The organism is Methylobacterium sp. CM6246, assembly GCF_054818005.1.
The window spans coordinates 1,229,062-1,254,863 of sequence record NZ_JBTXKY010000001.1 but is presented as its reverse complement, the minus strand read 5'-3'; the positions used below and the strand labels follow the sequence as shown (position 1 = coordinate 1,254,863).

Here is a 25,802-nt window from a genome sequence, read left to right as displayed (position 1 = left end):
CGGCCAGCCCGTTCAAGGCTCCGGCGCTCCGCACAGTGCGCGCACGCGAAGGTCCACGATGGAAGTCATGGAAGCCATCCGCTCCGAAAATCCCGCCGAGACCGCCCTGGCCAGCGGGGGTCCGGAGATCGCCGGCCCCGCGCCGCGCCACCGCACGGTGGGCGTCACGGTCGGCACGGGCGAAGGCGCGGTCACGGTCGGCGGCGGCGCCCCGATCGTCGTGCAGTCGATGACCAACACCGACACCGCCGACATCGACGGCACGGTGGCGCAGGTCGCCCAGCTCGCCCGGGTCGGCTCGGAGCTGGTCCGCATCACCGTCGACCGGGACGAGGCGGCGGCCGCGGTGCCGAAGATCCGTGAGCGGCTCGACCGGATCGGCGTCCACGTGCCGCTGATCGGCGACTTCCACTACATCGGCCACAAGCTTCTGGCCGACCATCCGGCCTGCGCCGAGGCCCTGGCGAAGTACCGGATCAACCCCGGCAACGTCGGGTTCAAGGATAAGAAGGACACCCAGTTCTCATCGATCATCGAGCAGGCGATCAAGTACGGCAAGACCGTCCGGATCGGCGCCAACTGGGGCTCGCTCGACGGCGAGCTGCTCACCCACCTGATGGACGAGAACGCCAAGCTGCCGCGGCCGATCGATGCCCGCGCGGTGATGCGGGAGGCGATGGTGCGCTCGGCGATTGGCTCGGCCGACCGGGCGGTGGAACTCGGCCTGCCGCAGAACAAGATCATCCTGTCGGCCAAGGTCTCGGCGGTGCAGGACCTGATCGCGGTCTACCGCGAGGTGGCGCGCCGCTCGGATTACGCGATCCACCTGGGCCTCACCGAGGCCGGCATGGGCTCCAAGGGCCTGGTCGCGGCCTCGGCGGCGATCGGCGTGCTGCTCCAGGAGGGGATCGGCGACACGATCCGCTACTCGCTCACCCCGGAGCCCGGCGGCGACCGGAGCGTGGAGGTCAAGGCGAGCCAGGAATTGCTGCAGACCATGGGCTTCCGCACCTTCGTGCCGATGGTTGCGGCCTGCCCGGGCTGCGGCCGCACCACCTCGACCACCTTCCAGGAGCTGGCCCGCGACATCCAGAACTGGATCGTCACCTCCATGCCGGAATGGAAGAAGACCTATCCGGGAGTCGAGGGCCTGAACGTCGCCGTGATGGGCTGCATCGTCAACGGTCCGGGCGAATCGAAGCACGCCGATATCGGCATCTCGCTTCCCGGCACCGGGGAGACCCCGACCGCGCCGGTGTTCATCGACGGCAAGAAGGCGATGACGCTGCGCGGCGCCACGCTGGCCAAGGATTTCGAGACGGTCGTGATCGACTACATCGAGCGCCGGTTCGGCCAGCAGGGCGGCGATACCCGCACCGCGGCCGAATAGGCCGGGTCGCGGAACGGCGCCGGACGAATCACCCTGTCGTCCGGGGGCCGTGCAGCGGAGCCCGGGCTCCGGAACCGCAGCAGGGCCGAATCCGGCCCCGTCGGCGGCTCTGGGTTCCGGGCCCGCCCGCGGCGCCCCGGAATGACGAGGCGGGCGACCGGTCGCGTGAGGGCGCTCCCGAAGCGAACGTTCCCCCTACCGCCGCTCCCCGCTCCCACCCGCAGCCTGATCTTCGCACGGCCCCCCGGTTCCCGGCCGCCTGAGGCCGTGATAGCAAGGCCGCACGATCCCGTGAGTGGTCGGCCTGGTGGCCGGCCCGCGTGGTTCGGCGGAGTTTTCGCGTCCTCCTGCCCGGCCCTCCGGGCCCCCATGAGCCGACCCGCGAAACGCCGGCCACGCCCGAGCCTCCGACAATCCGCATGAGCCAGACCTTCGCACCCGGCGTAGCAGCCCAGCCCGCGCCCGCGGCGTCTGACGCCGCGCCCCCGTCAGCCCCGGTGCCTGCCCCGGTGTCCGCCCCTGTGCCCACTTCGGGGGCCGAGGCCGGCGCTCCGCCCCCCGAGCAGGGGCCGGCCCCGGCCGGCGCCCTGGATTCCCCCGAGAAGGCCGAGACCCAGCACGGCCATGCCGGCTTCTGGACCCTGCTGGTCGGCTCGGTCGGGGTCGTCTACGGCGACATCGGCACCAGCCCGCTCTACGCCTTCCGCGAGGCGCTGGTCCCGGCCCGCACCGACGGCATCCTGCTGCCCGAGGAGGTGATCGGCACCGTCTCGCTGATCCTCTGGGCGCTGTTCCTGATCGTGACGGTCAAGTACGTCGCGATCCTGCTGCGCATGGACAACAACGGCGAGGGCGGCATCCTCTCGCTGATGGCACTGGCCCGGAAGGCGCTCGGCGGATCCCGCATCGTGTTCATGCTCGGCCTGCTCGGCGCCTCCCTGTTCTACGGCGACGCGGTGATCACCCCGGCGATCTCGGTGCTCTCCGCCGTGGAGGGGCTGAAGCTCGTCACCCCGGCCCTGAACGACTACGTGCTGCCGATCACGGTGACGATCATCGTCGCCCTGTTCCTGGTGCAGAACCGCGGCACCGCCAAGGTCGCGGCGTTCTTCGGGCCGATGACCGTTGTGTGGTTCGTCGCCATGGCGCTCGCCGCCCTGCCGCATATCGGCCTGCACACGGAGGTGTTCCGTGCGGTCAACCCCTGGTACGCGGTGCATTACCTGCTCGGCCACGGCACCGGGGCGCTGGTGGCGCTCGGCGCGGTGTTCCTGGCGGTGACCGGCGCCGAGGCCCTGTTCGCCGATCTCGGGCATTTCGGCCGCAAGCCGATCCAGGTGGCGTGGGTCTGCCTGGTCTTCCCGGCGCTCGCCCTCAACTACCTGGGCCAGGCGGCCCTGGTGCTGGAGAAGCCCGACACCGCCGACCCGTTCTTCCAGCTCGTCCCGGCCTGGGGCCTGCTGCCGATGGTGGTGCTGGCGACGCTGGCCACCGTGGTGGCGAGCCAGGCGGTGATCACCGGCGCCTTCTCCCTCTCCCGGCAGGCGATCCAGCTCGGTCTGCTGCCGCGCCTCGAGATCCGCCACACCTCCGAATCGCATGCCGGTCAGATCTACCTGCCGCAGATCAACGGGCTGCTGATGGTCGGCGTCGTGCTGCTGGCGGTGCTGTTCAAGACCTCCTCGTCGCTCGCCTCGGCCTACGGCATCGCGGTGACCGGCACGATGCTGCTCACCGCCTCGATGACCTTCCTGGTGATCTGGCGGATGTGGGGCTGGTCTCCGGTGGCCGCCGCCCTGGTGATGCTGCCCTTCATCGTGGTCGAGTTCCTGTTCCTGCTCTCCAACCTGATCAAGGTGGTCGAGGGCGGCTACGTGCCCCTGATCCTGGCCGGCGGCCTCGTCATCCTGATGTGGACCTGGGTGCGCGGGGTCACGATCCTGTTCAACAAGACCCGCAAGACCGACGTGCCGCTGGTCGAGCTGGTCGGCATGCTGGAGAAGAGCCCGCCCCACCACGTGCGCGGAACCGCGGTGTTCCTGACGAGCGACCCCGAGATCGCCCCGGCCGCCCTGCTGCACAACCTGAAGCACAACAAGGTGCTGCACGAGAAGAACGTGATCCTCACGGTGGAGACGGTGGACACCCCGCGCTCGAAGGAGACCGACAAGGTCCGGATCGAGCCGGTGGGGCCGCACTTCTTCAAGGTGGTGATGAAGTTCGGCTACATGGAGACCCCGAACATCCCCAAGACCCTGGTGCTGCTGCGCCGCCAGGGCTTCAAGTTCGACATCATGGCGACGTCGTTCTTCCTGTCCCGCCGCTCGATCCGCCCGGCCACCCATTCGGGCATGCCGCTCTGGCAGGACCGCATCTTCATTACCCTCGCCAAGAACGCGAACGACGCCACGGACTTCTTCCAGATCCCCACCGGGCGCGTGGTCGAGGTCGGGACGCAGGTGACGGTGTGAGGATCGCGCCGCTGGTGTAGATCCGCGCAAGCGATTATCTACATCGATCTATCGAGGGCGAACGGCCGTGCCGATCAACGTCAACAATCCCGAAGCCGATGCGCTGACACGCCGGTTCGCCGCCCTGGCGGGGGTCGGCATCACCGAGGCGATCGTCATCGCCATGCGGGAGGCGATCGCGCGCAGGCACCCGGGGGAGACGCCGCAGGCCACCGCCGCACGGTTGCGCGAGAAGCATGGAATCACCCTCAGCGAGGCTGCCCGGACGCCCCTCCCGCGGGATGTCTACGACGCGATGTGGGAGGGCCGCTGATGTTCGTGGACGCCTCCGCGCTCGTCGCCCTGCTGGCGGACGAGCCGGAGGCCGGCCGGATCTCCGGCGCCCTCGCCTCAGCCGACCGGTGCATGACCTCGCCCGTCGCGATCCTGGAAACGGCGCTGGCCCTGGCGCGGCCCGACAAGTTCGACATGACAATCGAGGCCGTCGGGCCGATCGTCCTCGAATTCCTCGCAGCCCGAAGCATCGAGATCTGCGATCTCCCGCCCGCCAGCGAGACGACGGCGCTCGCCCTGTCGGCGGCGCATCGATACCGGGCAGGCCGGCACGGTCTCAACCTCGGGGACTGCCTCCACTACGCCGCGGCCCGGTTCTTCAACGTGCCGATCCTTGCCAGGGCGGACGAGTTTCGCAGGACCGATCTGGAGACTGTTCGCTGACGGTCCGGTGATGGATCGATCCACCGTCAAACACTCAACGGACCGATGTTCGCGTTGGGAATGCAGGCGCCGCCCGGCCATGGCGAGCGCGGCGCAGCGGCAAGGCCGTTAGGTCCGAGCCGAACAAGCGTTCGGATGCCGACGCTGATCGTTGTCGACGCAGTGCAGCGTCGCAGTACGGACCTCTTCCCTCTCACACGTTCGAAGGCGTTGTCTTCCACGACGCCGGCATGTGCGCCGCCGCACGCGGCATGTCCCCGGCGCGGGCCTCCGGCGGCGTGCCGCATCCACCTTGCGTTGCACAAGGCTCCCGGGGTGGATTAGAATTCTTCCACTTCCGAACCCAGAAGCCCGTTCACCGGGTTAGCCGGCATGGGCGGACGCGCGGACCGAGCATCGGTCGGCGCCTCCGGCTCTGACCCGACGGGACGCCGCTCAGGCGCTGCCAGACAGGACGCATCGATGATCAAACTCACCGTGAACGGGGCTGCGCGCAGCTTCGACGGCGACCCCGACATGCCGCTGCTGTGGTACCTGCGCGACGAGTTGGGCCTCACCGGCACCAAGTTCGGCTGTGGCGTGTCGCTGTGCGGCGCCTGCACGATCCATCTCGGCGGCGCGGCGACCCGCGCCTGCATCACCCCGGTCTCGGCCGCCGCCGGCCAGGAGGTCGTGACCATCGAGGGGCTGTCGCCCGACGGCAATCATCCGGTGCAGGTGGCCTGGCGCGACCTCAACGTCTCCCAGTGCGGCTACTGCCAGTGCGGCCAGATCATGCAGGCCGCAGCCCTGCTCAAGGACACACCCAAGCCGTCCGAGCAGGACATCGACGACACGATGAGCGGCAACATCTGCCGTTGCGGCACCTATCCGCGCATCCGCGCGGCGATCCATCAGGCCGCCGGCCAGACGGCCCCCGCCGGCAAGGGAGAGCGCCTGTGATTCACGACGCACAGATGATGGCCGAACTGGCCAACGCCAAGCCGACCGCCAAGCCCGTCTTGGCCAATGTCAGCCGCCGCGGCATCCTCGGGGGCGCCGGCGCGCTGGTGCTCGCCCTGTCCCTGCGCGACGCCCGCGCCGACGAGGGCCAGACCGCCGAGCAGAAGGCCCAGAAGTTCGGCGCCGACGGCATGCCGCACGGCTGGCGCGACGACCCAAAAATCTTCGTGGCGATCGCCCCGGACGGCACCGTCACGGTGACCAACCACCGCTCCGACATGGGCCAGGGCGTGCGCACCTCGGTGGCGCTCACGGTCGCCGACGAGCTTGAGGCCGACTGGCCGAAGGTGAAGGTGGTCCAGGCCTGGGGCGACGAGCAGCGCTTCGGCAACCAGGACACCGACGGCTCGCGCTCGCTGCGCCACTTCTTCCAGCATTTCCGCCATGCCGGCGCCGCCGCGCGGCTGATGCTGATCGAGGCCGCGGCCAAGCAGTGGGGCGTGCCGGCCTCCGAGGTGACGGCGTCCAACCACACACTCACGCACGCCAAGTCGAAGCGCAGCCTCGGCTACGGCGCCGTGGCGCAGGCGGCCTCCGAGCTGCCGGTGCCCACGAACGTCACGCTGAAGAACCCGAAGGATTTCCGGTACATCGGCACCGGCAAGATCGGGCTGATCGACAATTTCGACATCACCACGGGCCGGGCCATCTACGGCCTCGACACCAAGCTCGACGGGATGCTGTACGCCGTTGTCGCCCGGCCGGCGGTCTACGGCGGCAAGGTCACGTCCTACGACGACAGCGAGGCCAAGAAAGTCCCGGGCGTCGTCAAGATCTTCAAGATCGACGGCGGCGAGATCCCGAGCGAGTTCATGCCGCTCGGCGGCGTCGCGGTGGTCGCCAAGAACACCTGGGCCGCCATGAAGGCGCGCGACGCGCTGAAGATCACCTGGGATGACGGCCCGAACGCCGGCTACGACACCGACGTGTTCCGCAAGGAGCTCGAGGCCGCCGCGCGCAAGCCCGGCAAGGTGGTGCGCAACCAGGGCGACGTCGACGGCGCGATGGCCAAGGCCAAGACTAAGCTCGAGGCCGAGTATTTCGTGCCCCACCTGGTCCAGGCCCCGATGGAGCCCCCGGCCGCCGTGGCCCGGGTGAAGGACGGCTTCTGCGAGGCCTGGGCGTGCACGCAGGGTCCGCAGGCCGCCAACGACCGCCTGATGAAGGCGCTCAAGCTGCCCGACGACAAGGTCAAGGTGAACGTCACGCTGCTCGGCGGCGGCTTCGGGCGCAAGTCCAAGCCGGATTACGTGGTCGAGGCCGCCCTGTGCTCGCAGGCGGTGGACGGCGCGCCGGTCAAGCTCGCCTGGACCCGCGAGGACGACATCCACCACGGCTACTACCACACCATCTCGGTGGAGCGCCTGGAGGCCGGCCTCGACGACAAGGGCATGCCGGTGGCCTGGCTGCACCGCTCGGTGGCGCCGACGATCGGCTCGATCTTCGCGCCCGATCCAAAGCACGAGCTGCCGTTCGAGCTCGGGATGGGTCTGGTGAACACCCCGTTCAACCTGCCCAACGCCCGAATGGAAAACCCGGAGGCCGCCGCCCACGTCCGGATCGGCTGGTTCCGCTCGGTCTCGAACATCCCGCACGCCTTCGCGATCCAGTCCTTCGTGTCGGAGCTGGCGCATGCCGCCGGCCGCGACCCGAAGGAGTACCTGCTGGACCTGATCGGCCCGGCCCGGACAATCGACCCGACCTCGATCGGCGACGTCTGGAACCACGGCGAGGACCCGAAGCTCTACCCAATCGACACCGGCCGCCTGCGCGGCGTGATCGAGGCTGCCGCCAAGGGCGCCGGCTGGGGGCGGCAGATGCCCAAAGGCCGCGGCCTCGGCATCGCCGGCCACTACAGCTTCGTCACCTACACGTCGGTGGCGGCTGAGGTGGAGGTCGACGACAAGGGCCAGGTGAAGGTGCACGCCATCGACATCGCGGTCGATTGCGGTCCGCAGGTGAACCCGGAGCGCATCCGGTCGCAGATGGAAGGCGCGGTGGTCATGGGGATGGGGCTCGCCCTCACCTCCGAGATCACCTTCAAGCAGGGCCGGGCCGTGCAGAACAACTTCGACGGCTACGAGATCATCCGGATCGACGCCGCCCCGAAGGTGGTCCGCGTGCACCTAGTGCCGACCGGCTCCTATGACGGCCCGCTCGGCGGCGTCGGCGAACCCGGCGTGCCGCCGGTGGCGCCCGCCATCGCCAACGCGGTCTTCGCCGCCACCGGCCGGCGCGTGCGGCAATTGCCGATCCGCGACCAGCTCAGCGCCTGAACCGCATTCCACCGCGACGCGTTGGGGGACCGGGGACCTGATCCCCGGCCCCCCGCCATGAGAGAGTTCGACACGATGATGCGTCCCGCCATCTTCACGGTTTCCGTCACGGTGCCGCTGGCCCTGGTCCTGATGGCGGCCCCGGTCCTCGCCTCGCCCTGCTCGGACAAGATCGACGCCCTGTCGAAGCGTGTCACCGCGGAGGCGACCGCCTCGATCTCGGCCTCCACCAGCGGCCAGGGCAACGCCGCCAAGCGCGGCGGCGAGGGCGTGACCGGCACTGAGGGCCAGCGCGCCAACGAATCCCCGCAGGCCCCCCCGGAGAAGTCGGCCCAGGCCGGCGAGGGCGCGGATGCCGCCCAGCAGGCCAAAGTCGCGTTGGACGAGGCGCGCACCGCCGATTCCAAGGGCGACGCGAAGGGCTGCGAGGCCGGCGTGGCCCGGGCCGAAAGCCAGCTGAAGAAGGCGCCCTGAGGCGTCGGTCGCGGTACCGGGCCGGCGATCACGCGGGCCCGACCCCGCGACCGCGCCAACCCATCGTTCCGAGTTGCAGCTTTCGGCGGACCCGTCGTTCCCGGATCCGTTAGTCCGAGCGATGGTCTGCACCGTCGTTCCGGGGCGCCGGAGGCGGCCCCGGGATGACCGGGCGGGGCGGCTCGGATCATTCCTCCGGTCGGGGGACTGAAACCGAGCTTCCGCGTCCGGCGCGGCGTCGCCGCCCGGGCGGACGCCGCGAAACGCAGATGGGGATCGTGCCCGCTCCGGCGGCGGTTTCGCTCGTCTCGGAGGGGTCGGTCCCCGGCGGCGGGCGGTCGGGGCGGCGCAACGTCCGCCCCGCGATGCGGCCTCAGGCGGCCGCGGCGGCGAGCGCGTGGGGGTTGCCGTTCAGGCCGGCGCAGAGATCGTCGATCTCGGCGAGGTCGAGGGCGTCCCCGGCCCGGCCCGCGATGGTGTCGATCAGGTCGTCCTGGCGGGGGTCGAACGGATGTCCCTGCATCCGGTAGAATTGGTAATAGCGCAAAGCCGCCAGGACGGTGTCACGCTCGCGGTCGGTTACGGTGAAGTGCTGCATGGGTCTTCGTCTTCCCCTTGTGGCTTCAACGAACGCCCGGGCGGGCCGCGACGCCGAACCCGAGCTTGACCGTTGTAACCGGTGGGCAACGACCCGAACAGTTCTTGACAGCTCGCGCGGATGTGATTCGCATCATTTAAGAATTTGGTCCTCGCCCCGGAAACCCGGCCGCGAATAGAAAATCCGTTCGCCGGCAACGCGTTGCGGCCGCCGGGGCGGTCACAGGCCGAGATCGGCCAGGTAGCGTGGCAGGACCGTGCTCGCCGGCCCGTAGCGCGCGTCGTCGAACGCGTCGGCGTTGTCAGAGGGGTCCAGGTTGATTTCGCAGGTCGGAATCGTCAGCGCCCGGGCCTGCCGCACGTACCCGGCCGCCGGGTAGACCGCCCCCGAGGTGCCCACGGCCACGAACAGGTCGGCCGCGGCCAAGGCCGCCTCGATCGCGTCGCGGTGCATCGGCATCTCGCCGAACCAGACGATGTCCGGCCGCATCCGGCCCGCCGTCCCGCAGGCCGGGCAGGACGACGCCCGGTTCAGGTCGTCGCGCCAGGGCGTGACCGCCCCGCACGCGGTGCAGCGGGCCTTGAGCAGCTCGCCGTGCATGTGGATTACCGCGCGCGAACCCGCCCGCTCGTGCAGGTCGTCGACGTTCTGCGTGCACAGGAACAGGCGTCCGCCTCGCTTGGCGAGCCGCGCCTCGGCCCGAGCCAGGGCGACATGCGCGGCGTTGGGCTCCGCCCTCACGACGCCGCGGCGGCGATGGTCGTAGAAGTCGAGCACCGCATCGGGATCGGCGGCGTAGGCCTCCGGGGTGGCGAGCTTCATCGGGTCGAACCGCGCCCAGATCCCGCCGCGGTCGCGGAACGTGCCGAGTCCGCTCTCGGCCGACACGCCCGCCCCGGTCAGCACGAAGATGTTTCTGGGGGCGCTCATGCGGCGTGCTCCAGGGAATGGCCGGATCGGTCCGCAGGTTGGCTGCGCGGTTTCTTTCGCGGGTTTCGCAAGAGGGCGATCCTGCCGCTCGCTTCACCGCGTGGGAGACACGAAATGTCCGATGTTGCGTTGCTGGTCATCGACGTCCAGGAATCCTTCCGTCACCGGCCGTTCTGGAGCGAGGCGGACGTGCCGCTGTTCACCGAACGCCTCCAGGCGTTGATCGACGGCGCGGCGGCGCGCCGCATTCCGGTGCTGCAGGTGTTCCACGTCGCGGAGACGGGTCCGTTTGCGGTCGAGTCCGGCCATGTCCGCACCCTCGAGCCCATCGTGATCGCGCCGGCGGCCATGTTCCACAAGCGCCGGCACAGCGCGCTGGTCGATACGGGTCTCGCGGGCTGGCTGACGCAGCGCGGCATCCGCCGCCTGATCGTGTCCGGGATCCGCACCGAGCAATGCTGCGAGACCACCACCCGCCACGCCTCCGACAGCGGCTGGCAGGTGGACTACGTCACCGAGGCGACGCTGACCTTCGCGATGACCCATCCTGACGGCCGCAGCTTCAGCCCGGACGACATCAAGGCCCGCACCGAGCTGGTCCTGGTCGACCGCTTCGCCCGCATCGCCACGGTGGCGCAGGCGCTCGCCGGCCGGGACCTGCCGGTCGCCGCATGAGCGAGGCGGCGCGGCGCAGCATCCCGGTCTTGGTGGTCCTGCCGCCGCGCACCCTGCTGCTCGATCTCGCCGGCCCGGTCGAGGTGCTGCGGATCGCCGGGGCGGTGCAGGAGCGGGTCGCCTTCGCGGTCCGCTACGTGGCGCCGGATCCGTACACCCGCTGCTCAATCGGGCTGGCCCTGAGCGGCGCCGAGCCGCTGCCGGAGGCGGTCGCGCCCGGCACCGTGGTGCTCCTGCCCGGCGCGTCGTCCCGGGTGCTCGGCTGCGAGGCCGACCCGGACGACGCGGCGGCCGAAGCCCGGATCGTCGACTGGCTGCGCGGCGCGGTCCGGCCGGGCCACACCCTGGTCACGGTGTGCGAGGGCACGCTGATGGCCGCCCGCGCCGGGCTGTTCGACGGCTATGCCTGCACCACCCATCACGCGAGCTGCGCCCGGCTCGCCGCCCTGGCGCCCCGGGCGCGGGTGCTGGAGAACCGGCTGTTCGTGCAGGACCGGGATCGGTTCAGCAGCGCCGGCGTCACGGCGGGCGTCGACCTGATGCTCCGACTCGTCGCCGACTGGGCCGGCCCTGCCGCCGCGCTGGCGGCGGCCCGGACCCTGGTCGTCTACATGCGGCGCGGGCCCGACGACCCACAGCTCTCGCCCTGGCTGGAAGGCCGCAGCCATCTGCATCCGGTGGTGCACCGCGCCCAGGACGCGATCGCGGCCGAGCCGGCGCGCGACTGGTCCCCCGAGATCTTGGGCCGCCTCGCCGGGGCGAGCCCGCGCAACCTCGCCCGGCTGTTCCGGCTCCATGCCGGCATGACGGTGACCGACGCTGTCAACCGCGCCCGGATCGCGCTGGCCCGGGACCTGATCGCCCAGACCGACCTCGCCCTGGAGCAGGTCGCCGACCGCGTGGGCTTCGGCTCCGCCCGGCATATGCGGCGGGTGTGGGGCCGGTTCCACGCGGCCGCCCCCTCGAGCCTCAGAGCCAAAATCCCGGTTTCGAAAGGTCCGTGACCTTTCGCGGGTCCAGGGCGGAGCCCTGGGTGCCTCAGGGGCTCCGCCCCCGAACCCCTGCCGAAGGGCTGCGCCCTTCGGGAACCCATGACTTGGGCACTCTGGACCCCGCCGGACGGCTGTGCCCTCCTCGCGTCGCCCGAATCGGCGCGGACGATGCATCCGCCCGTCCCGACAGGCGCCTGCGGGCGCGGAGGAGAGCGCGTCATGCCCGAATTCGACCTGGCGATCCGCGGCGGCACCGTGGTCACGGCGAGCGACACGGTGCGGGCGGATGTCGGCGTGCGCGGCGGGCGGATCGTGGCTGTGGCCGAGGGCATTGCCGACGCCGCCCGGGTGATCGACGCCTCCGGGCTGCTGGTCCTGCCCGGCGGCATCGACAGCCACGTCCACATCGCCCAGGATCCCGGCCCCGGCATCGTCATGGCGGACGATTTCGCCAGCGCGACCCGGGCGGCGGCGGCCGGGGGCAACACCTGCGTGATGCCGTTCGCGGTCCAGCCCCGGGGCGGATCGCTGCGCGGCGCGGTGGATGCCTACCGGGCCAAGGCCGAGGGCCAGTGCCACGTCGATGTGGCGATCCACATGATCGTCTCGGACCCGAGCGAGGCGGTGCTCGGCCAGGAGCTGCCGGCGCTGGTGGCCGACGGCTACACCTCGTTCAAGGTGTTCATGACCTACGACGACCTAGTCCTGAACGACCGCCAGCTGCTGGACGTGTTCCACGTCGCGCGGCGGCAGGGCGCCCGGGTGATGGTCCACGCCGAGGGCTACGACGCGATCCGCTATCTCAGCGACCGGCTGGAGCGGGCGGGCGAGACGGCGCCCTACGGCCACGCCCTGTCCCGGCCCGAGGTGGTCGAGCGCGAGGCGGCGCACCGGGCGATCAGTCATGCCGAGCTGATCGACCTGCCGATCGTGATCGTCCACGTCTCCGGCCGCGAGGCCACCGAGCAGATCGCCTGGGCGCAGGCGCGCGGGCTGAAGATCCGGGCCGAGACCTGCCCGCAATACCTGACGCTGACGGCCGAGCACATGAAGGGGCTCGGGCTCGACGACCCGATGGCGGGCGCGAAATACGTCTGCTCGCCGCCGCCCCGGGACGACGCCAGCCAGGAGGCGGTCTGGTCCGGCATCCGGCGCGGGATCTTCGACGTGGTCTCCTCGGACCACTCGCCGTTCCGCTACGACGATCCACAGGGCAAGCTGAACCCGCGCGGCAGATCCTCGTTCCGCTGGATCCCGAACGGCATCCCGGGGGTCGAGACCCGGCTGCCGGTGTTCTTCTCCGAAGGCGTCTCGAAGGGGCGGATCAGCCTCAACCAGTTCGTCGCGCTCACCGCCACGAACCACGCCAAGCTGTACGGCCTGTATCCGCGCAAGGGCTCGATCGCCCCGGGCTTCGACGCGGACCTCACCCTGTGGGACCCGAACAAGCGCGAGACGATCCGCCAGGAGATCCTGCACCACGGCTCCGACTACACCCCCTGGGAGGGCTTTGCGGTCACGGGCTGGCCGGTGATGACGATCGCGGGCGGCCAGGTGATCGCCGAGGACGGCAAGGTCCTGTCCGAGCCGGGCCGCGGCCGGGTGCTCGACCGGGCGGTCGATCCGGCCGAGCGGCGGGGTGCGTGACGGCGACGCTGGCCCGCCGCTTGCGTGCCGTCTCCGGGGGAGCTTCGCATGAATGTCGAGCTGATCGGCCTGACCAAGCGCTACGGCGCGGCCACCGCGGTCGACGCCATCGACCTGAAGGTGCCGTCCGGGGCCTATTGCTGCCTGCTCGGGCCCTCCGGCTGCGGCAAGACCACGACGCTGCGGATGATCGGCGGCCACGAGCGCGCGAGCGCCGGCGACGTGGTGATCGGCCCGAAAGCCGTGGGCGACGCGACGCCGGCCGAGCGCGGCACCGCCATGATGTTCCAGAGCTACGCCCTGTTCCCGCATCTCGACGCGCGGGACAACGTCGCCTTCAGCCTGCGCATGCGCGGCGTCAGCAAGGCCGAGCGCCGGGCCAAGGCGATGGCGATGCTCGACCTCGTGCAGATGGGCCACCTCGCCGGGCGCCTGCCGGCCCAGCTCTCGGGGGGGCAGCAGCAGCGCGTGGCGCTCGCCCGCGCGCTCGTCACCGGCCCGAAGGTGCTGCTGCTGGACGAGCCGCTCTCGGCGCTGGACCCGTTCCTGCGGGTGCGGATGCGGGTCGAGCTGAAGCGGATCCAGACGGAGCTCGGGCTCACCTTCATCCACGTCACCCACAGCCAGGAGGAGGCGATGGCGCTCTCCGACCTTGTGGTGGTGATGAATGCCGGCCGGATCGAGCAGGCCGCTGACCCGCGCGCCGTGTTCGAGCGGCCGGCCACCGCCTTCGTGGCCCGGTTCATCGGCGGCCACAACGTGATCCGCCTGCCGGACGGGATGATCGCCGTGCGGGCCGACCGGATGCGGCTGGGCGCCGAGGCCGGCCCGGAGGCCCTGCCGGCCCGGGTGGTCGCGGTCGAGTACCAGGGCACCAGCGTCCATGTCGGGCTCGACGCGGACGGGCTGGAGCGGGCGCCCGACAACTCGGCCGCCCTGACCGCCGTGCTCAGCGATGCCGCCTTCGCGGCCCGCCCGCTCCGGCCGGGCGACACGGTCCCGGTCGGCTGGGACGAAGCCGCAGCCCACCGCCTCGACGCGTAGACCTTTGGAGACGACCATGGATCCGTTCTCGAAGCCGAGCCGGCGCACGCTCCTGAAAGGCGCCGCGGCCCTGGCGGCGACGCCGGTGACCGGCTTCCCGGCCGTGCACGCGGCCGAGCCCGTGACTCTGCGCTACCTCGGCACCGCGGTGAGCCAGTCGGCGGACATCGCCCGGAAGGTGAAGGAGGATCTGGGTATCACCCTCGAGTACATCCCGGTGGTGACCGACGAGGTGACCAAGCGGGTGGTCACCCAGCCGAACTCGTTCGACCTGGTCGACACCGAGTATTTCAGCCTCAAGAAGATCATCCCGTCGGGCAACCTGGGCGGCCTGGACGCCAGGCGGATCGCGCTCGCCGACAAGATCTCTTCGGTGTTCACCAAGGGCGAGGTGGCCGGCAAGCGGATCGGCGACCAGGGCACCGCGCCCAAGAAGGTGTTCTACCTCGAGGGTCAGGCCGCCAAGACCTTCGCGTCCGCGCCGACCGAGTGGCTGACCCTGATCCCGACCACCTACAACGCCGACACGCTGGGCATCCGGCCCGACCTGATCAAGCGGCCGGTGGAGAGCTGGAAGGATCTGCTCAACCCCGAGTTCAAGGGTAAGGCGTCGATCCTGAACATCCCGTCCATCGGCATCATGGACGCCGCCATGGTGGTGGAGGCCACCGGCGACTACACCTACGGCGACAAGGGCAACATGACGAAGCCCGAGATCGACCGCACCATCAAGGTGCTGATCGAGGCCAAGCGCGCCGGCCAGTTCCGGGCCTTCTGGCAGGACTTCAACGAATCCGTGAACCTGATGGCGTCCGGCGAGACGGTGATCCAGTCGATGTGGTCGCCCGCCGTGACCAAGGTGCGGGCGCAAGGGGTGCCCTGCACCTACCAGCCGCTCAAGGAAGGCTACCGCGCCTGGGCCCAGGGCTTCGGCATCCCGAAGACCCTGAGCGGCCGCAAGCTCGACGCCGCCTACGCGTTCATCAACTGGTTCCTCTCCGGCTGGGCCGGGGCCTACCTCAACCGCCAGGGCTATTATTCCGCGGTGCTCGAGACCGCGCAGGCGAACATGCAGCCCTACGAGTGGGCGTTCTGGATGGAGGGCAAGCCCGCCGAGAAGGACATCCTGGGCCCGGACGGCACCCTGATCGAGAAGGCCGGCGCCACCCGCGACGGCGGCTCCTTCGACCAGCGCATGGGCTCGGTCGCCTGCTGGAACGCCGTGATGGACGAGAACACCTACATGGTGCGCAAGTGGAACGAGTTCATCGCCGCGTGAGCGCCGTGCCTGGCCCCTTCTCCGCCCCGGCTCTCGGGCTTGCCCGAGAGCTGGCCCCCTCCCCCCTCTGCGGGGGAGGGTGGCCCGCGAAGCGGGTCGGGAGAGGGGAGCGCCGTATCCGGAAAAGTCGCGACGGGCGTGAAACCCAGAACCGTCGCGCCGCCCCTCTCCCCCCCTGCTGCGCAGGGTACCCTCCCCCGCGGAGGGGGGAGGGAGAGGCGCGCGGGTCGGAGGCCGTCCGGTGAACGACCTCACCCTCCCCCGCCCCGCCGAAACCGTCGCCGCACCGGTCGCGGCCGCCCCCCGGGCCCGGCGCCGCAGCCTCGCCTACCTCCAGGCGGCGCCGCTGGGCCTGGTGTTCCTGGTCTTCCTGGTGGTGCCGCTGCTGCTCACCGCCGTGGTGTCGTTCTGGGAGTACAACGAGTACGCGATCACCCCGGCGCTGACCCTGCAGAACTACGCCGACCTGTTCGACGGCTGCCTGTCGGCCGACCTCTGCACCACGATCCGGACCTATCTCTCGACGCTGAAATTCGTCGCCCTGACGCTGGCGATCACCCTGCCGCTGGGCTTCTCCATCGCCTACTTCCTGGCCTTCCACGTCCGCTCGGACACGGTGCGGATGGGCCTGTTCCTGCTCTGCACGATCCCGTTCTGGACCTCGAACGTGATCCGCATGATCTCGTGGATCCCGCTGCTCGGGCGCAACGGCCTGGTCAACGACACGCTCCGCAGCCTCGGGCTGATCAGGGCGCCGATCGAGGGCCTGCTCTATTCCGATTTCGCGGTGGTGCTGGCCTTCGTGCACCTCGACACGGTGTTCATGATCGTGCCGATCTTCAACAGCCTGGCCCGGATCGACCGGTCGCTGATCGAGGCGGCGCGGGATTGTGGCGCGTCCGGGTTCCAGACCCTCTGGAACGTGGTGCTGCCGCTGACCAAGCCCGGCATCGCCATCGGGTCGATCTTCGTGGTCACGCTCGTGATGGGCGACTTCGTCACGGTCGGCATGATGGGCGGCCAGCAGATCGCCAGCGTCGGCAAGGTGATCCAGGTGCAGATGGCCTACCTGCAATTCCCGGCCGCCGCCGCCAACGCGGTGGTGCTGCTCGCCGCCGTGCTGCTGATGATCCTCGGGCTCACCCGGATGATCGACCTGCGCAGGGAACTCTGAGGATGGAGCTGTAGGATGGACCGGCCGCGCGGCTTCGCCTTCTACGGGCTCGCCGGGATTTTCTGCCTCTACGTTCTGTTCCTGTACGGGCCGACCCTGACGATCCTCACCCTGAGCTTCCAGGGCCCGTCCGGCGGCCTGACCTTCCCGATGAACGGGGTCTCGACCCACTGGTTCGCCAAGCTGTGGGAGGGGGTCGGCGTCGTCGACATCTGGGCGGCGCTGCGGCGCTCGCTGATACTCGGGCTGGTGGTGATGGCGCTCACCGTCACCCTCGCGTTCTACGCCGGCCTCGCCTTCCGCAAGGGGTTCGCCGGCGCCGGCCTGGTCTTCGCCCTGGCGGTGTCGAGCCTGATCGTGCCCTCGATCGTGGTCTCCCTCGGGATCGGTCTGGAGTTCCGGCTGCTGGACGACGCGGTCAAGGCGCTGGCCGAGGCCACGGGCTGGGGATTCCTGCAGGACCACGGCACGTTCATGGGCCTCTTCACGTCGGCACTGGGGGCGCACCTGACCTGGACGCTGCCTTTCGGGCTGCTGATCATGTTCGCGGTGTTCAACCGGTTCAGCCCCGCCTACGAGGAGGCCGCCCGCGACCTCGGCGCCACCGGGGCGCAGACCCTGCGGCACGTGGTGGTGCCGATCCTGGCCCCGGCCCTGGTCGGCGTCGCGCTGTTCGGCTTCACCCTGTCGTTCGACGAGCTCGCCCGCACCAGCCAGGCGATCGGCGGCCGCAACACCCTGCCGCTGGAGCTGCAGGGCCTCACCACCACGGTGACGACCCCGGAGATCTACGCGCTCGGCACCACCACGACGGCGTTCTCCGCCCTGGTGATCGGCACCGCGCTCGGTTTGACCGTGTGGCTGCAGCGGCGCCGGGCCCGGCGGGCGCTCGCAGGGCTGCGGCCGTAAGGGGGTCGGTTGGACGGGCGGTCTGTTGCCGGTTGAAGCGCGGCCCTTTCCCGGACGCCTGGCCCGGACGCCTGGAACGTCAGTGGACGGCGATCCGGGACCTCGCAGGCCGTGCGCCGCGCAAGCGGCACCATCGAGACGCGGCGTTGCCGCGAAGGGACGCCTCGCGTCGTCCTGTGCTGGGTCCCATTCCGCTGACGCCGCATGCGCTCGGGACAAGGGGCGACGCCCGCATGGCAACGCTCTGCGAGTCAGTTTCCGTGGAGCCGGAATCTGCGACCATCACGCGTCAAGCTTGGCAGCGTTCATCCGCTCGGCGTGGTGGGCGCGCAACGCGGCGAAGACTTCAACGGCAGGAATCGCCGGCCGGGCCGCCAATCGGCCTCGGGCATGTCGACCCGCGATGCTGCCAAGGTGCGAGCGACAGCGCACCGAACATTGCCAATCCGCCCCCATCCGTGTATGCGCACCGCGCGCCCTCCGACACCCTTGGAGGCAGGGGCGCACCGGGAAGGTCACAGCCGTCCGCGTCGGGCGGCTTTTTCGTTTTCCGGGTCCAGCCATCATTTGAAGGATCACGCCATGAGCGCAGTCAAGACGCTTGAGGCCGTGGCACGCGACCGGGTCGGCAAGGGGGCCGCCCGGGCCGTTCGTCGCCAGGGTCAAGTTCCCGCCGTCGTGTACGGAGGCGGCCAGCCGCCGCAATCCATCGCCATCGACCTCGTCCGCGCGCGGACCCTGATCTATGCCGGCGGGTTCAAGACCACGCTGTTCGAGATCAAGGCCGGCGGCAAGACCGTCCGGGCGATCCCGCGCGACTTCCAGCTCGACCCGGTCTCCGGCGTCCCGCTGCACGTCGACTTCCTGCGCGTCGTCTCCGGTCAGACCGTGACCGTCGAGGTGCCGGTGCACTTCGTCAACGAGGACGCGGCCCCCGGCATCAAGAAGCTCGGCGGCACCCTCAACATCGTCGCCCACACCCTGACCCTCGAGGTCGCCGCCGACCAGATCCCGGACGCGATCGAGGTCGACCTGACCGGCCGCCAGATCGGCGACGTGATCCACGTCTCCGACGTCAAGATCCCGGCCGGCACGCATACCGGCGAGCCGACCGATCCGGTCGCCAACATCGTGCCGCCGACCGTGCTGGGCGCCGAGGTCGAGGCCGAGGAGGCCGCGATCGCCGAGGCGCAGTCGGCCGAGGCCGCCGAGGAGAAGGCCGAAGAGGCCGCTGCCGAGGACGAAGAGAAGAAGGACGGCGAGGAGGCCTGAGCCTCGTCGCATCCCGCGTCGCGTCGAGAGCCCCGGTCTCCGCCGGGGCTCTCTTCGTTTCCGGGGAAGCTCACCGCCAAATCCAGGGTTCCCGAAGGGGTCGACCCTTTGGGCGGAGTTCGGGGGCGGAGTTCGGGGGCGGAGCCCTCGAGATGCCAGGGCTCTCCCCTGGGCCCGCAAAGGGTCTCGACCTTTTGAAACCAGGACTTTTTCTACGGATACAGCCGCGACCGGCTCCAGCCGTCGCCGGTCCGGGTGAAGCGGACCCGGTCGTGCAGGCGGTAATCGCCGTTCTGCCAGAACTCGAGCGACACCGGGGCGATGCGGAAGCCGGTCCAGTGCTCGGGCCGGGGGATCGGACCGTCCTCGTAGCGGGCGGCGAGATCCTGCACCTCGGCCATCAGCGTGGCGCGGTCGACGAGCGGGCGCGATTGCCGGCTGGCGATGGCGCCGAGACGGCTCTCCCGGCGGCGGCTCTCGAAATAGGCATCGGCCTCCTCCGGCGTCACCGGCGAGACCGGCCCCCGGGCGCGGACCTGCCGGCGCAGGCTCTTCCAGTGCAGGACCAGGGCAGCCTGCGGGTTCTGCGCCAGCTCCTCGCCCTTGGCGGATTGGAGATTGGTGTAGAACACGAAACCGTGCGCATCGAAGCCCTTCAGCAGCACCATGCGCACGTCGGGAAGCCCGTCCGACCCCGCGGTAGCCAGCGCCATGGCGTTCGGATCCTCCGGCTCGGCGGCCTGGGCCTCGCGCATCCAGGCGTCGAACAGCGCGACGGGGTCGTCGCTGAGGGTAAAGTCCGAGGTCGGGGCAACCGCGCCGGCGCTCGGGTCATCGGTCCTTAACTGATCCACGGCAAGACTCCTGCCTGCCGCGTCCAGGGCCTGAGGGGGCCACCGACATCGGCATGTTCGGTCGAGCGGATAGCCCGTCGTGAGTCAGGTGTAATGCGGCGATGCGCGTGTAAAGAGCCAAGCCGACGGTTGCGCGCCCCTGTGGCGATGACGGCCGTGTCGCTGGCGATGCTCCTGTGCAGCTGCAGTCAGCCGCTGCTGGTGTTCCGCGGCGAGCCCGCTGCGGCGAACCCGCCCGTGGCCGAGGAGCCCGTGGTCACCGGCAGCATCGAGAAACGGCCCGCGAGCTTCGGCAGCGATCTCGGCGAGGAGGATTGGCGGCGCGCCCGGGCGGCGCTGTCGGTCGCCCTCGATCCGCAGGGTAACGGCCGGCCGGTGAAGTGGGACAACCCGGAGACCGGGCTGCACGGCGCGGTCAACCCGACCGGCTTGCCTTACGTGGCCGACGACCTGATCTGCCGCAACTTCCTGGCCTCGGTCATCGGCCCGGGCCGCAGCCGCTTCGTGCGCGGCACCGGCTGCAAGCCGTCTGGCGGCCATTGGACGCTCAAGCGGGTCCGGTCCGCCGCATCGGAGCGATCCTGACGCGCGCGCGTCGCTCCTGACGTCGGACGGGAGCGGGGCCGTGCAACCGGCAGCGTCGATCCCGCATGTCCCGCGCGGGCTTTGACGTTCCCGCATCCCCGCATCGCGTTCGGGGCGTCCGTACACGGAAGAGCGACGCTTTCAGCGAGCGGGCGCCAATACGCATCCCCTCGCTCGGTGCGCGGGGAGGTGCGCGGGGAGAAGGGAGCCCGCGCTTCGTCCAAGGTCTGCGAAGCCCCTCTCCTGCACGGGCGCAGGACTACCCCACCGGAGAATGGGCCCGTCGCGGCCTGGGGAGGCGCTACAGACCCGTACGATCGCCGAAAACGGCTCGATCGGCCCGTGGGCCGAACCCGTCCTCAGTACGGGTAGCCGTAATACGGCCGCATGCGCAGGCGCGGCTGGGCGGCCGGCGGGGTGGCGGCGCGGGCCGCGGCCTCCGGATCGTAGGCGCGGATATACGGGTCCAGGGCGGGGTCGCGGTAATTGCCGTTGTTGACCCCGGCGGAGCGGTCGTTGCCGCTCAGCGCCGCATAGGGCGAGAGGCCGCTGCCGCTGTCGCCACCGCCACCACCACCGCCGCCCCAGGCGAAGGCCGCGCTCGGGAGGCCGATGAGCAGAGCCGCCGCCAGCGGCATCGTCAGCGTCTTGCGCGTCATGTCGTGTCTCCGCATCACATCCAACGGGCGAACCGTTCAGCCGATCCGCGAGTTCCCGAACGGCCCCGGGGATCACCGCGCGGCATGGTATCACGGCTGCGTAACGGTGGGTTATCGCGATGCGGTCGAGGCAGGCTCCCGCGTTCATCAACAGACTCCGCGCGGATTAACCGCTTAGCGCGGAGAACCTGCGACGAGACTTGTTTGATCGTGCTACGGAGCGATAGCATTCGTGCGTGCGACAACCGTATCGTCGGCTGTCTTCGCGCTTGTTCGGGAACTGGATTCGCGGTGAGCGTCGCTACGGGATTCGACACGCCGCGCGGGTGCGTCTGATGGAGCGGGCGATCGGAGGCGCCGACGGGCCGGCCCCCGGGGTCGGCCGCGGGCCGGTCTGGCCGGAGCCCCGGGCGGCCGCCCCGCGCCCGGTCCTGCTGCGGATCGCCGTGCGGCTCGACCGCCGGACCCTGCGCGGCTGGCACATCCGCCTCCTCGACCAGCTCGGACAGGGTCTTGGCCGGCGCGTCCGGGTCGCCTGGGTCGCGGGCGCGCAGGGGCTGCCGCCCAATGCCGAGTTGCTGTTCCGCCTGGAGGCGGCGATCCACGGCCTGCCCCGGCCGGGCCTGGCCACGCCGGCCGAGCCGGTGGCGCTGGCCGCCTACGGGGCGGACGCTCCGGCGGAGGACGCCGACCTCGTCCTCGACCTGTCGGGCGGGACGGACGATCCCGCCGTCACCGCCCCCCCGGTCTGGCGGCTCGATTTCGACGGGATGCCGGGCGAGGCCGGGCTGCTCGCCGCCCTGTTCGCCGGCAACGCGCCGGTGGCGGCCCTGCGCGGTTCGGACGGTGCCCCGGTGGCGGTCGGGCGCCTCGGCGCGGAATCCCACACGGTGATGCTGGCCGCGTTCGAGGATTACCTCGCCCGGACCATCACGCTGATCGCCGCCGCCCTGGACGGCGCCGCCTCGACGCACCTGCCGGACGGGTCCGGGGCGGCGCTGCAACCGGCGTCGCGCTTCGACCTCGACGGCCTCGGCGTCAGCCGGCGCGCCGCCGGCGGCCTGGCCCGGCAGGTCGCCCGCCGGCTCTACGCGCTCTGCTTCCACCGCCCGCAATGGCGGGTCGGCTGGCGCCGCGTCGTCGGCCCGGACCTGATCGATCTGCGCCGCCACCCCGAGGGCGGCTGGACCGACCTGCCCGACGACGGGCGGCGCTTCTACGCCGACCCGTTCGCGATCGCGCATGGCGGGTCGGTCACCCTGTTCGTCGAGGAATTCGACTATCGCCGCGGCAAGGGCGTGATCTCGGCCCTGAGCTTCGACGCGTCCGGGCCGCGCGGCCGTCCGGAGCCGGTTCTGGAGCTCGACACCCACCTGTCCTACCCGTTCGTGTTCGAGGCGGACGGGGCGGTCTGGATGATCCCGGAATCCCACGCCTCGGGCACGATCGACCTCTATCGGGCGACCGCCTTCCCGGGGGGCTGGGTGCACGAGGCGGTGCTGGTCGACCACGTGGTGGCGGGCGACGCCACGCTGCTGCACCACGAGGGGCGCTGGTGGATGTTCGCCACGGTCCGGGCGGGCGGGGGTAGCTATTCCGACACCCTCCACCTCTGGCACGCGCCGCATTTCCGCGGCCCCTGGACGCCGCACCCGCGCAACCCCGTGCTGATCGATGTCGGCTCGGCCCGGGCGGCGGGACCGATCGTGGCCCGCGACGGCGCCCTGATCCGGCCGGTGCAGGATTGCCGCCAGGGCTACGGCGCGGCGCTCGGCCTCGCCCGGATCCTGCGCCTCGACGGGGACGGCTACGAGCAGCGCGTGGAGACGCGCCTCGGCCCCGGGGCGGCCTGGCCCGGCTCGCGCCTGCACATGCTGAGCGCGGCCGGCGGCTTCGAGTTCATCGACGGCTCGCGCCGGGCCCGGGCGCGGCTGCTGGGGTGATCAGGGCCACGTCGCCAGCGCCCGGATCGACCGCGCGCTGCCGGACCCGAGCAACGCTTCCAGCAGAGCCACGCGCTGGCCCGCGATGACGCTCTTGAACACAGCGACTGAACGCCGTGCGCGCCCTCGACTGACGAAGGTCGAAACTCTCAGCTGGTCGCGATCAAGCCGCGTCAGGATAGGCCGGACGGCACATCCATGCGCCGATGCAGGATGCGGATGACATCGATCACGGCACCTGTCTGCCGGTAGACTATGACATGCGATCCGACCGCGTATCGAGATAGCCGGCGCGGATCTCGACGGTGCAGCCGACCTTCGCGCCGGTGGCAAGTTCGCCGGCCACGTCCACGATCCTCCGATGGTAGCGATCGGCTTGGTCTGGTGACCACAGCCCGAACGCGTAGCGCCAGATCTCTTCCCGGTCGGCACGTGCCAGGGGGGGTGAACCGGGCGCCGGGGCTAGCGGCCATACTCGGCCGGCATCGCCTGCAGGAACGCGGGACTGTCCAGTTCCTCCGCGGGACCGGACCGTTCCCCGGCGACAAGGGCTGCTCGAAGCGCGGTGACCTTCATCTCATGCTCTTCGAGCAGGCGCAGACCCGCGCGAACGACCTCACTGGCCGATCCGTAGCGCCCGTCGGTGACCTGACGATCGATGAACCCGGCAAAATGGTCCCCGAGCGAGACGGATGTGTTCTTCGCCATGGCAGCCCCCTGATACCAGAGGATACCATATTTTGGTATCGGACGCGCAGGGTACCGGACGGCCCCTCATGAGCCCGCATCCCCGCCGACCGAAAAGCCCGCTTGTGCCGATTGGCACCCCCGCGCATCTCGCATCGCGGCGCCGCGCACGCTAAGCCGGGCCTGCGCCCACGAACCCGAAGCCATCCGCCGAGAAGACCTGCATGGCGAGTCCCGTCGAACATGCGAGCTTCCTGCCGCCGGTCCTGACCTTCCTGGCGGCCGCGGTGATCGGCGTGCCGGTGTTCCGGCTGATCGGCCAGAGCGCGGTGCTCGGATACCTAGTCGCCGGCGTGCTGATCGGCCCGTCCGGCCTGTCGCTGATCGCCGAGCCCGAAACCGCGGCGAGCGTCGCCGAGATCGGCGTGGTGCTGCTGCTGTTCATCGTCGGGCTGGAGCTGCACCTGTCGCAGCTGGTCTCGATGCGGCGGGACATCTTCGGCCTCGGCGCGGCGCAGCTCGTGGCCTGCGCGCTGGTGCTCGGCGGCGTCGGGCTGGCCGCCGGGCTCAGCCTCGGGGCGGCCACGGTGATCGGCATCGCGCTGGCCCTGTCGGCCACCGCGGTGGCGCTGCAGCTCCTGGAGGAGCGGGGCGACCTCGGCAGCGCCTATGGCGGCCGCGCCTTCGCGGTGCTGCTGTTCCAGGACCTCTCGGTGGTCGGCATCCTGGCGCTGATGCCGCTCTTGGCCACGGCCGGCGGCGGGGCCGGCGGTCCCTGGCTCGGGGCGGCGGCGATGTCCACTGGCAAGGCGGTGGCGGCGATCCTGGCGGTGGTGCTGGTCGGCCGCTACGGCCTGAACCCGTTCTTCCGGCTGCTGGCGGCCAGCGGCGCCCGCGAGGTGCTGACCGCGGCGGCGCTGCTCGTGGTGCTCGGCACCGCGCTGCTGATGGAGCAGGTCGGCCTGTCGATGGCGATGGGCGCGTTCCTGGCCGGCATCCTGCTCGCCGAATCGAACTTCCGCCACCAGCTCGAGGCCGAGATCGAGCCGTTCCGCGGCATGCTGCTCGGCCTGTTCTTCATGAGCGTCGGCATGTCGATCGACGGCAGCCTGGTGCGGGAGGTCTGGCCGGCCCTGTTCGGGGCGACGCTGGGGGCGATCCTGGTCAAGGTCGCGCTGGTCGCCGGCCTGTTCCGGCTGTTCGGCTCGGACACGCTCGGGGCGCTGCGCGGTGCGGCTGTGCTGGCGCCGGCGGGCGAGTTCGCGTTCGTGCTGCTGCCGCAGGCGGAGGATCTCGGGCTCACCGGCCCGACGGCGACGCGCTTCGCGGTGGCGCTGGCCGCGCTCACCATGCTGATCGGGCCGATCGCCGCCAAGGGCCTCGACAAGCTGATCGAGCGCCGCACCGCCCGCGGGCAGCCCGACGTGTCGGAGCCCTCCGCGGAGCTGGCCGAGAGCGGCGAGGCCCGGGTGCTGGTGATCGGCTTCGGCCGGTTCGGTCAGGTGCTGACCCAGGTGCTGCTCGCCGAGGGCATCCCGGTCACCGTGATCGACAAGGACGTGGAGCAGCTGCGCGCGGCCTCGCGCTTCGGCTTCCGGATCTATTACGGCGACGGCACACGGCTCGACGTGCTGCGCGCCGCCGGGATCGGCCGGGTCGAGCTGGTCTGCATCTGCGTCGACGACCGCGCCGGGGCGCTCAAGATCGTCGACATCGTGCACGAGGAATTCGCCAGCGTGCGCACCTTCGTGCGGGCCTACGACCGCCTGCACGCCGTCGAGCTGATGAACCGGGACGTCGACTTCCAGATCCGCGAGACCGCGGAATCCGCCCTCGCGTTCGGGCGGGCGGCGCTGGAGGGGCTCGGCCTGTCCCCGGAGGTGGCCGCGGCCCGGGCCGAGGACGTGCGCAAGCGCGACATCGCCCGCCTGGTGCTGCAGCAGGCGGGCGCCCTGCCGGACGGCGCCGGCTGGATGCGCGGCGCCGCCGCGGGGCTGAAGCCCGAGCCGCTGACCGAGCCGGTCCGCCCGGCGCGCGCCTTGAGCACCGAGACCCGCGACCTGATCGGCAACGACCGGCGCGAGGCGGCCGAGCGGGTCCTGGACAAGCCCGCCCTCGCCCCGCAGGAGCCCGACGCGCCCGGAGCCGACGGCGAGGGTGAGGCCGAGGGCGAGCCGGAATCCGAGCTGGAATCGGAAGGCAGCGCCCGGGATGCATGAGCGTC

The 25,802-nt window shown here is 70.9% G+C and carries 24 protein-coding genes; 18 read left to right on the top strand and 6 right to left on the bottom strand.

The window, feature by feature from the left end:
• The first annotated feature begins 58 nt into the window (after nt 1-58).
• The 7 genes from ispG to ACYQPG_RS06305 all read left to right on the top strand — a co-directional run bounded on the left by ispG (nt 59) and on the right by ACYQPG_RS06305 (nt 8,330).
• Nucleotides 59-1,390 carry a flavodoxin-dependent (E)-4-hydroxy-3-methylbut-2-enyl-diphosphate synthase gene (ispG, locus tag ACYQPG_RS06335; RefSeq protein ID WP_147941167.1) on the top strand — a complete coding sequence of 444 codons (1,332 nt, stop codon included), beginning with the start codon at nt 59-61 and terminating at the stop codon, nt 1,388-1,390.
• A gap of 419 nt (nt 1,391-1,809) precedes the next feature.
• A complete protein-coding gene (locus tag ACYQPG_RS06330) occupies nt 1,810-3,861 on the top strand; it encodes a potassium transporter Kup (RefSeq protein WP_461230557.1) in 2,052 nt (683 codons plus the stop codon).
• A 67-nt stretch (nt 3,862-3,928) separates the two neighbouring features.
• Nucleotides 3,929-4,174 carry a type II toxin-antitoxin system VapB family antitoxin gene (locus ACYQPG_RS06325; protein ID WP_147910385.1) on the top strand — a complete coding sequence of 82 codons (246 nt, stop codon included), beginning with the start codon at nt 3,929-3,931 and terminating at the stop codon, nt 4,172-4,174.
• Nucleotides 4,174-4,578 (top strand): type II toxin-antitoxin system VapC family toxin, encoded by a 405-nt coding sequence (locus ACYQPG_RS06320; RefSeq protein WP_461230556.1) that lies wholly within the window; start codon nt 4,174-4,176, stop codon nt 4,576-4,578. Before ACYQPG_RS06325 ends, ACYQPG_RS06320 begins: the two co-directional genes overlap by 1 nt.
• Nucleotides 4,579-5,040: 462 nt before the next feature.
• On the top strand, nt 5,041-5,520 hold the full coding sequence (locus ACYQPG_RS06315) for a (2Fe-2S)-binding protein (RefSeq protein WP_147910387.1): 480 nt from the start codon (nt 5,041-5,043) through the stop codon (nt 5,518-5,520).
• Entirely contained in the window at nt 5,517-7,856 is a 2,340-nt protein-coding gene (locus ACYQPG_RS06310) for a xanthine dehydrogenase family protein molybdopterin-binding subunit (RefSeq protein WP_419828976.1), read from the top strand. Before ACYQPG_RS06315 ends, ACYQPG_RS06310 begins: the two co-directional genes overlap by 4 nt.
• 75 nt (nt 7,857-7,931) lie before the next feature.
• The gene (locus ACYQPG_RS06305; RefSeq protein WP_147910389.1) at nt 7,932-8,330 is read left to right on the top strand and encodes a hypothetical protein; all 399 of its coding nucleotides are present in this window, start codon (nt 7,932-7,934) and stop codon (nt 8,328-8,330) included.
• A 373-nt stretch (nt 8,331-8,703) separates the two neighbouring features.
• Here ACYQPG_RS06305 and ACYQPG_RS06300 read toward each other — a convergent pair whose 3' ends face one another.
• Nucleotides 8,704-8,928: a hypothetical protein gene (locus tag ACYQPG_RS06300; RefSeq protein WP_147910390.1), complete on the bottom strand. Its 225-nt coding sequence runs from the start codon at nt 8,926-8,928 to the stop codon at nt 8,704-8,706.
• A gap of 219 nt (nt 8,929-9,147) precedes the next feature.
• Nucleotides 9,148-9,858 (bottom strand): Sir2 family NAD-dependent protein deacetylase, encoded by a 711-nt coding sequence (locus ACYQPG_RS06295; RefSeq protein ID WP_461230555.1) that lies wholly within the window; start codon nt 9,856-9,858, stop codon nt 9,148-9,150.
• Nucleotides 9,859-9,972: 114 nt separating this feature from the next.
• On the opposite strand from ACYQPG_RS06295, the gene ACYQPG_RS06290 reads away from it, so the two are divergent.
• From ACYQPG_RS06290 to ACYQPG_RS06255, 8 genes are all read left to right on the top strand, one after another.
• Nucleotides 9,973-10,533: an isochorismatase family protein gene (locus tag ACYQPG_RS06290; RefSeq protein ID WP_461230554.1), complete on the top strand. Its 561-nt coding sequence runs from the start codon at nt 9,973-9,975 to the stop codon at nt 10,531-10,533.
• Nucleotides 10,530-11,537: a GlxA family transcriptional regulator gene (locus ACYQPG_RS06285; protein WP_461230553.1), complete on the top strand. Its 1,008-nt coding sequence runs from the start codon at nt 10,530-10,532 to the stop codon at nt 11,535-11,537. The genes ACYQPG_RS06290 and ACYQPG_RS06285 overlap by 4 nt, the downstream gene beginning before the upstream one ends.
• A 207-nt stretch (nt 11,538-11,744) precedes the next feature.
• Nucleotides 11,745-13,172 carry a dihydropyrimidinase gene (hydA, locus tag ACYQPG_RS06280; RefSeq protein WP_461230552.1) on the top strand — a complete coding sequence of 476 codons (1,428 nt, stop codon included), beginning with the start codon at nt 11,745-11,747 and terminating at the stop codon, nt 13,170-13,172.
• 48 nt (nt 13,173-13,220) lie between these two features.
• The gene (locus tag ACYQPG_RS06275; RefSeq protein WP_461230551.1) at nt 13,221-14,216 is read left to right on the top strand and encodes an ABC transporter ATP-binding protein; all 996 of its coding nucleotides are present in this window, start codon (nt 13,221-13,223) and stop codon (nt 14,214-14,216) included.
• A 16-nt stretch (nt 14,217-14,232) separates the two neighbouring features.
• The gene (locus ACYQPG_RS06270; RefSeq protein ID WP_147941866.1) at nt 14,233-15,495 is read left to right on the top strand and encodes an ABC transporter substrate-binding protein; all 1,263 of its coding nucleotides are present in this window, start codon (nt 14,233-14,235) and stop codon (nt 15,493-15,495) included.
• A gap of 241 nt (nt 15,496-15,736) precedes the next feature.
• A complete protein-coding gene (locus ACYQPG_RS06265; RefSeq protein ID WP_419828972.1) occupies nt 15,737-16,669 on the top strand; it encodes an ABC transporter permease in 933 nt (310 codons plus the stop codon).
• A 15-nt stretch (nt 16,670-16,684) separates the two neighbouring features.
• The gene (locus ACYQPG_RS06260) at nt 16,685-17,578 is read left to right on the top strand and encodes an ABC transporter permease (protein ID WP_461230550.1); all 894 of its coding nucleotides are present in this window, start codon (nt 16,685-16,687) and stop codon (nt 17,576-17,578) included.
• Between the two features lie 582 nt (nt 17,579-18,160).
• A complete protein-coding gene (locus ACYQPG_RS06255; RefSeq protein ID WP_461230549.1) occupies nt 18,161-18,850 on the top strand; it encodes a 50S ribosomal protein L25/general stress protein Ctc in 690 nt (229 codons plus the stop codon).
• A 212-nt stretch (nt 18,851-19,062) separates the two neighbouring features.
• Here ACYQPG_RS06255 and pdxH read toward each other — a convergent pair whose 3' ends face one another.
• Nucleotides 19,063-19,704, bottom strand: coding sequence for a pyridoxamine 5'-phosphate oxidase (pdxH, locus tag ACYQPG_RS06250; protein ID WP_147908444.1), 642 nt, complete (start codon nt 19,702-19,704; stop codon nt 19,063-19,065).
• Nucleotides 19,705-19,797: 93 nt separating this feature from the next.
• On the opposite strand from pdxH, the gene ACYQPG_RS06245 reads away from it, so the two are divergent.
• Entirely contained in the window at nt 19,798-20,289 is a 492-nt protein-coding gene (locus ACYQPG_RS06245; RefSeq protein ID WP_246692151.1) for an RT0821/Lpp0805 family surface protein, read from the top strand.
• 359 nt (nt 20,290-20,648) lie between these two features.
• Here ACYQPG_RS06245 and ACYQPG_RS06240 read toward each other — a convergent pair whose 3' ends face one another.
• Complete coding sequence (locus ACYQPG_RS06240; RefSeq protein ID WP_147899151.1) at nt 20,649-20,948, bottom strand: hypothetical protein; 300 nt, start codon at nt 20,946-20,948, stop codon at nt 20,649-20,651.
• Nucleotides 20,949-21,283: 335 nt separating this feature from the next.
• On the opposite strand from ACYQPG_RS06240, the gene ACYQPG_RS06235 reads away from it, so the two are divergent.
• Complete coding sequence (locus ACYQPG_RS06235; RefSeq protein ID WP_461230548.1) at nt 21,284-22,891, top strand: glucosamine inositolphosphorylceramide transferase family protein; 1,608 nt, start codon at nt 21,284-21,286, stop codon at nt 22,889-22,891.
• Nucleotides 22,892-23,064: 173 nt separating this feature from the next.
• Here ACYQPG_RS06235 and ACYQPG_RS06230 read toward each other — a convergent pair whose 3' ends face one another.
• Complete coding sequence (locus ACYQPG_RS06230) at nt 23,065-23,364, bottom strand: type II toxin-antitoxin system RelE/ParE family toxin (RefSeq protein WP_461230547.1); 300 nt, start codon at nt 23,362-23,364, stop codon at nt 23,065-23,067.
• A complete protein-coding gene (locus tag ACYQPG_RS06225; protein WP_419828967.1) occupies nt 23,354-23,599 on the bottom strand; it encodes a type II toxin-antitoxin system ParD family antitoxin in 246 nt (81 codons plus the stop codon). The genes ACYQPG_RS06230 and ACYQPG_RS06225 overlap by 11 nt, the downstream gene beginning before the upstream one ends.
• Nucleotides 23,600-23,802: 203 nt before the next feature.
• Between ACYQPG_RS06225 and ACYQPG_RS06220 the strand changes: the two genes are divergently transcribed.
• Nucleotides 23,803-25,797, top strand: a complete 1,995-nt coding sequence (locus tag ACYQPG_RS06220; protein WP_461230546.1) for a monovalent cation:proton antiporter-2 (CPA2) family protein — start codon at nt 23,803-23,805, stop codon at nt 25,795-25,797.
• The last annotated feature ends 5 nt before the right edge of the window (nt 25,798-25,802 follow it).

Bases quoted from the DNA above. Each gene is read 5' to 3' on its own strand.
- ispG (WP_147941167.1), top strand. From the start codon at position 59: ATGGAAGTCATGGAAGCCATCCGCTCCGAAAATCCCGCCGAGACCGCC.
- ACYQPG_RS06330 (WP_461230557.1), top strand. From the start codon at position 1,810: ATGAGCCAGACCTTCGCACCCGGCGTAGCAGCCCAGCCCGCGCCCGCG.
- ACYQPG_RS06320 (WP_461230556.1), top strand. From the start codon at position 4,174: ATGTTCGTGGACGCCTCCGCGCTCGTCGCCCTGCTGGCGGACGAGCCG.
- ACYQPG_RS06315 (WP_147910387.1), top strand. From the start codon at position 5,041: ATGATCAAACTCACCGTGAACGGGGCTGCGCGCAGCTTCGACGGCGAC.
- ACYQPG_RS06305 (WP_147910389.1), top strand. From the start codon at position 7,932: ATGATGCGTCCCGCCATCTTCACGGTTTCCGTCACGGTGCCGCTGGCC.
- ACYQPG_RS06300 (WP_147910390.1), bottom strand. From the start codon at position 8,928: ATGCAGCACTTCACCGTAACCGACCGCGAGCGTGACACCGTCCTGGCG.
- ACYQPG_RS06295 (WP_461230555.1), bottom strand. From the start codon at position 9,858: ATGAGCGCCCCCAGAAACATCTTCGTGCTGACCGGGGCGGGCGTGTCG.
- ACYQPG_RS06290 (WP_461230554.1), top strand. From the start codon at position 9,973: ATGTCCGATGTTGCGTTGCTGGTCATCGACGTCCAGGAATCCTTCCGT.
- ACYQPG_RS06285 (WP_461230553.1), top strand. From the start codon at position 10,530: ATGAGCGAGGCGGCGCGGCGCAGCATCCCGGTCTTGGTGGTCCTGCCG.
- hydA (WP_461230552.1), top strand. From the start codon at position 11,745: ATGCCCGAATTCGACCTGGCGATCCGCGGCGGCACCGTGGTCACGGCG.
- ACYQPG_RS06275 (WP_461230551.1), top strand. From the start codon at position 13,221: ATGAATGTCGAGCTGATCGGCCTGACCAAGCGCTACGGCGCGGCCACC.
- ACYQPG_RS06270 (WP_147941866.1), top strand. From the start codon at position 14,233: ATGGATCCGTTCTCGAAGCCGAGCCGGCGCACGCTCCTGAAAGGCGCC.
- ACYQPG_RS06260 (WP_461230550.1), top strand. From the start codon at position 16,685: ATGGACCGGCCGCGCGGCTTCGCCTTCTACGGGCTCGCCGGGATTTTC.
- ACYQPG_RS06255 (WP_461230549.1), top strand. From the start codon at position 18,161: ATGAGCGCAGTCAAGACGCTTGAGGCCGTGGCACGCGACCGGGTCGGC.
- ACYQPG_RS06245 (WP_246692151.1), top strand. From the start codon at position 19,798: ATGCGGCGATGCGCGTGTAAAGAGCCAAGCCGACGGTTGCGCGCCCCT.
- ACYQPG_RS06240 (WP_147899151.1), bottom strand. From the start codon at position 20,948: ATGACGCGCAAGACGCTGACGATGCCGCTGGCGGCGGCTCTGCTCATC.
- ACYQPG_RS06235 (WP_461230548.1), top strand. From the start codon at position 21,284: ATGGAGCGGGCGATCGGAGGCGCCGACGGGCCGGCCCCCGGGGTCGGC.
- ACYQPG_RS06230 (WP_461230547.1), bottom strand. From the start codon at position 23,364: ATGGCCGCTAGCCCCGGCGCCCGGTTCACCCCCCCTGGCACGTGCCGA.
- ACYQPG_RS06225 (WP_419828967.1), bottom strand. From the start codon at position 23,599: ATGGCGAAGAACACATCCGTCTCGCTCGGGGACCATTTTGCCGGGTTC.
- ACYQPG_RS06220 (WP_461230546.1), top strand. From the start codon at position 23,803: ATGGCGAGTCCCGTCGAACATGCGAGCTTCCTGCCGCCGGTCCTGACC.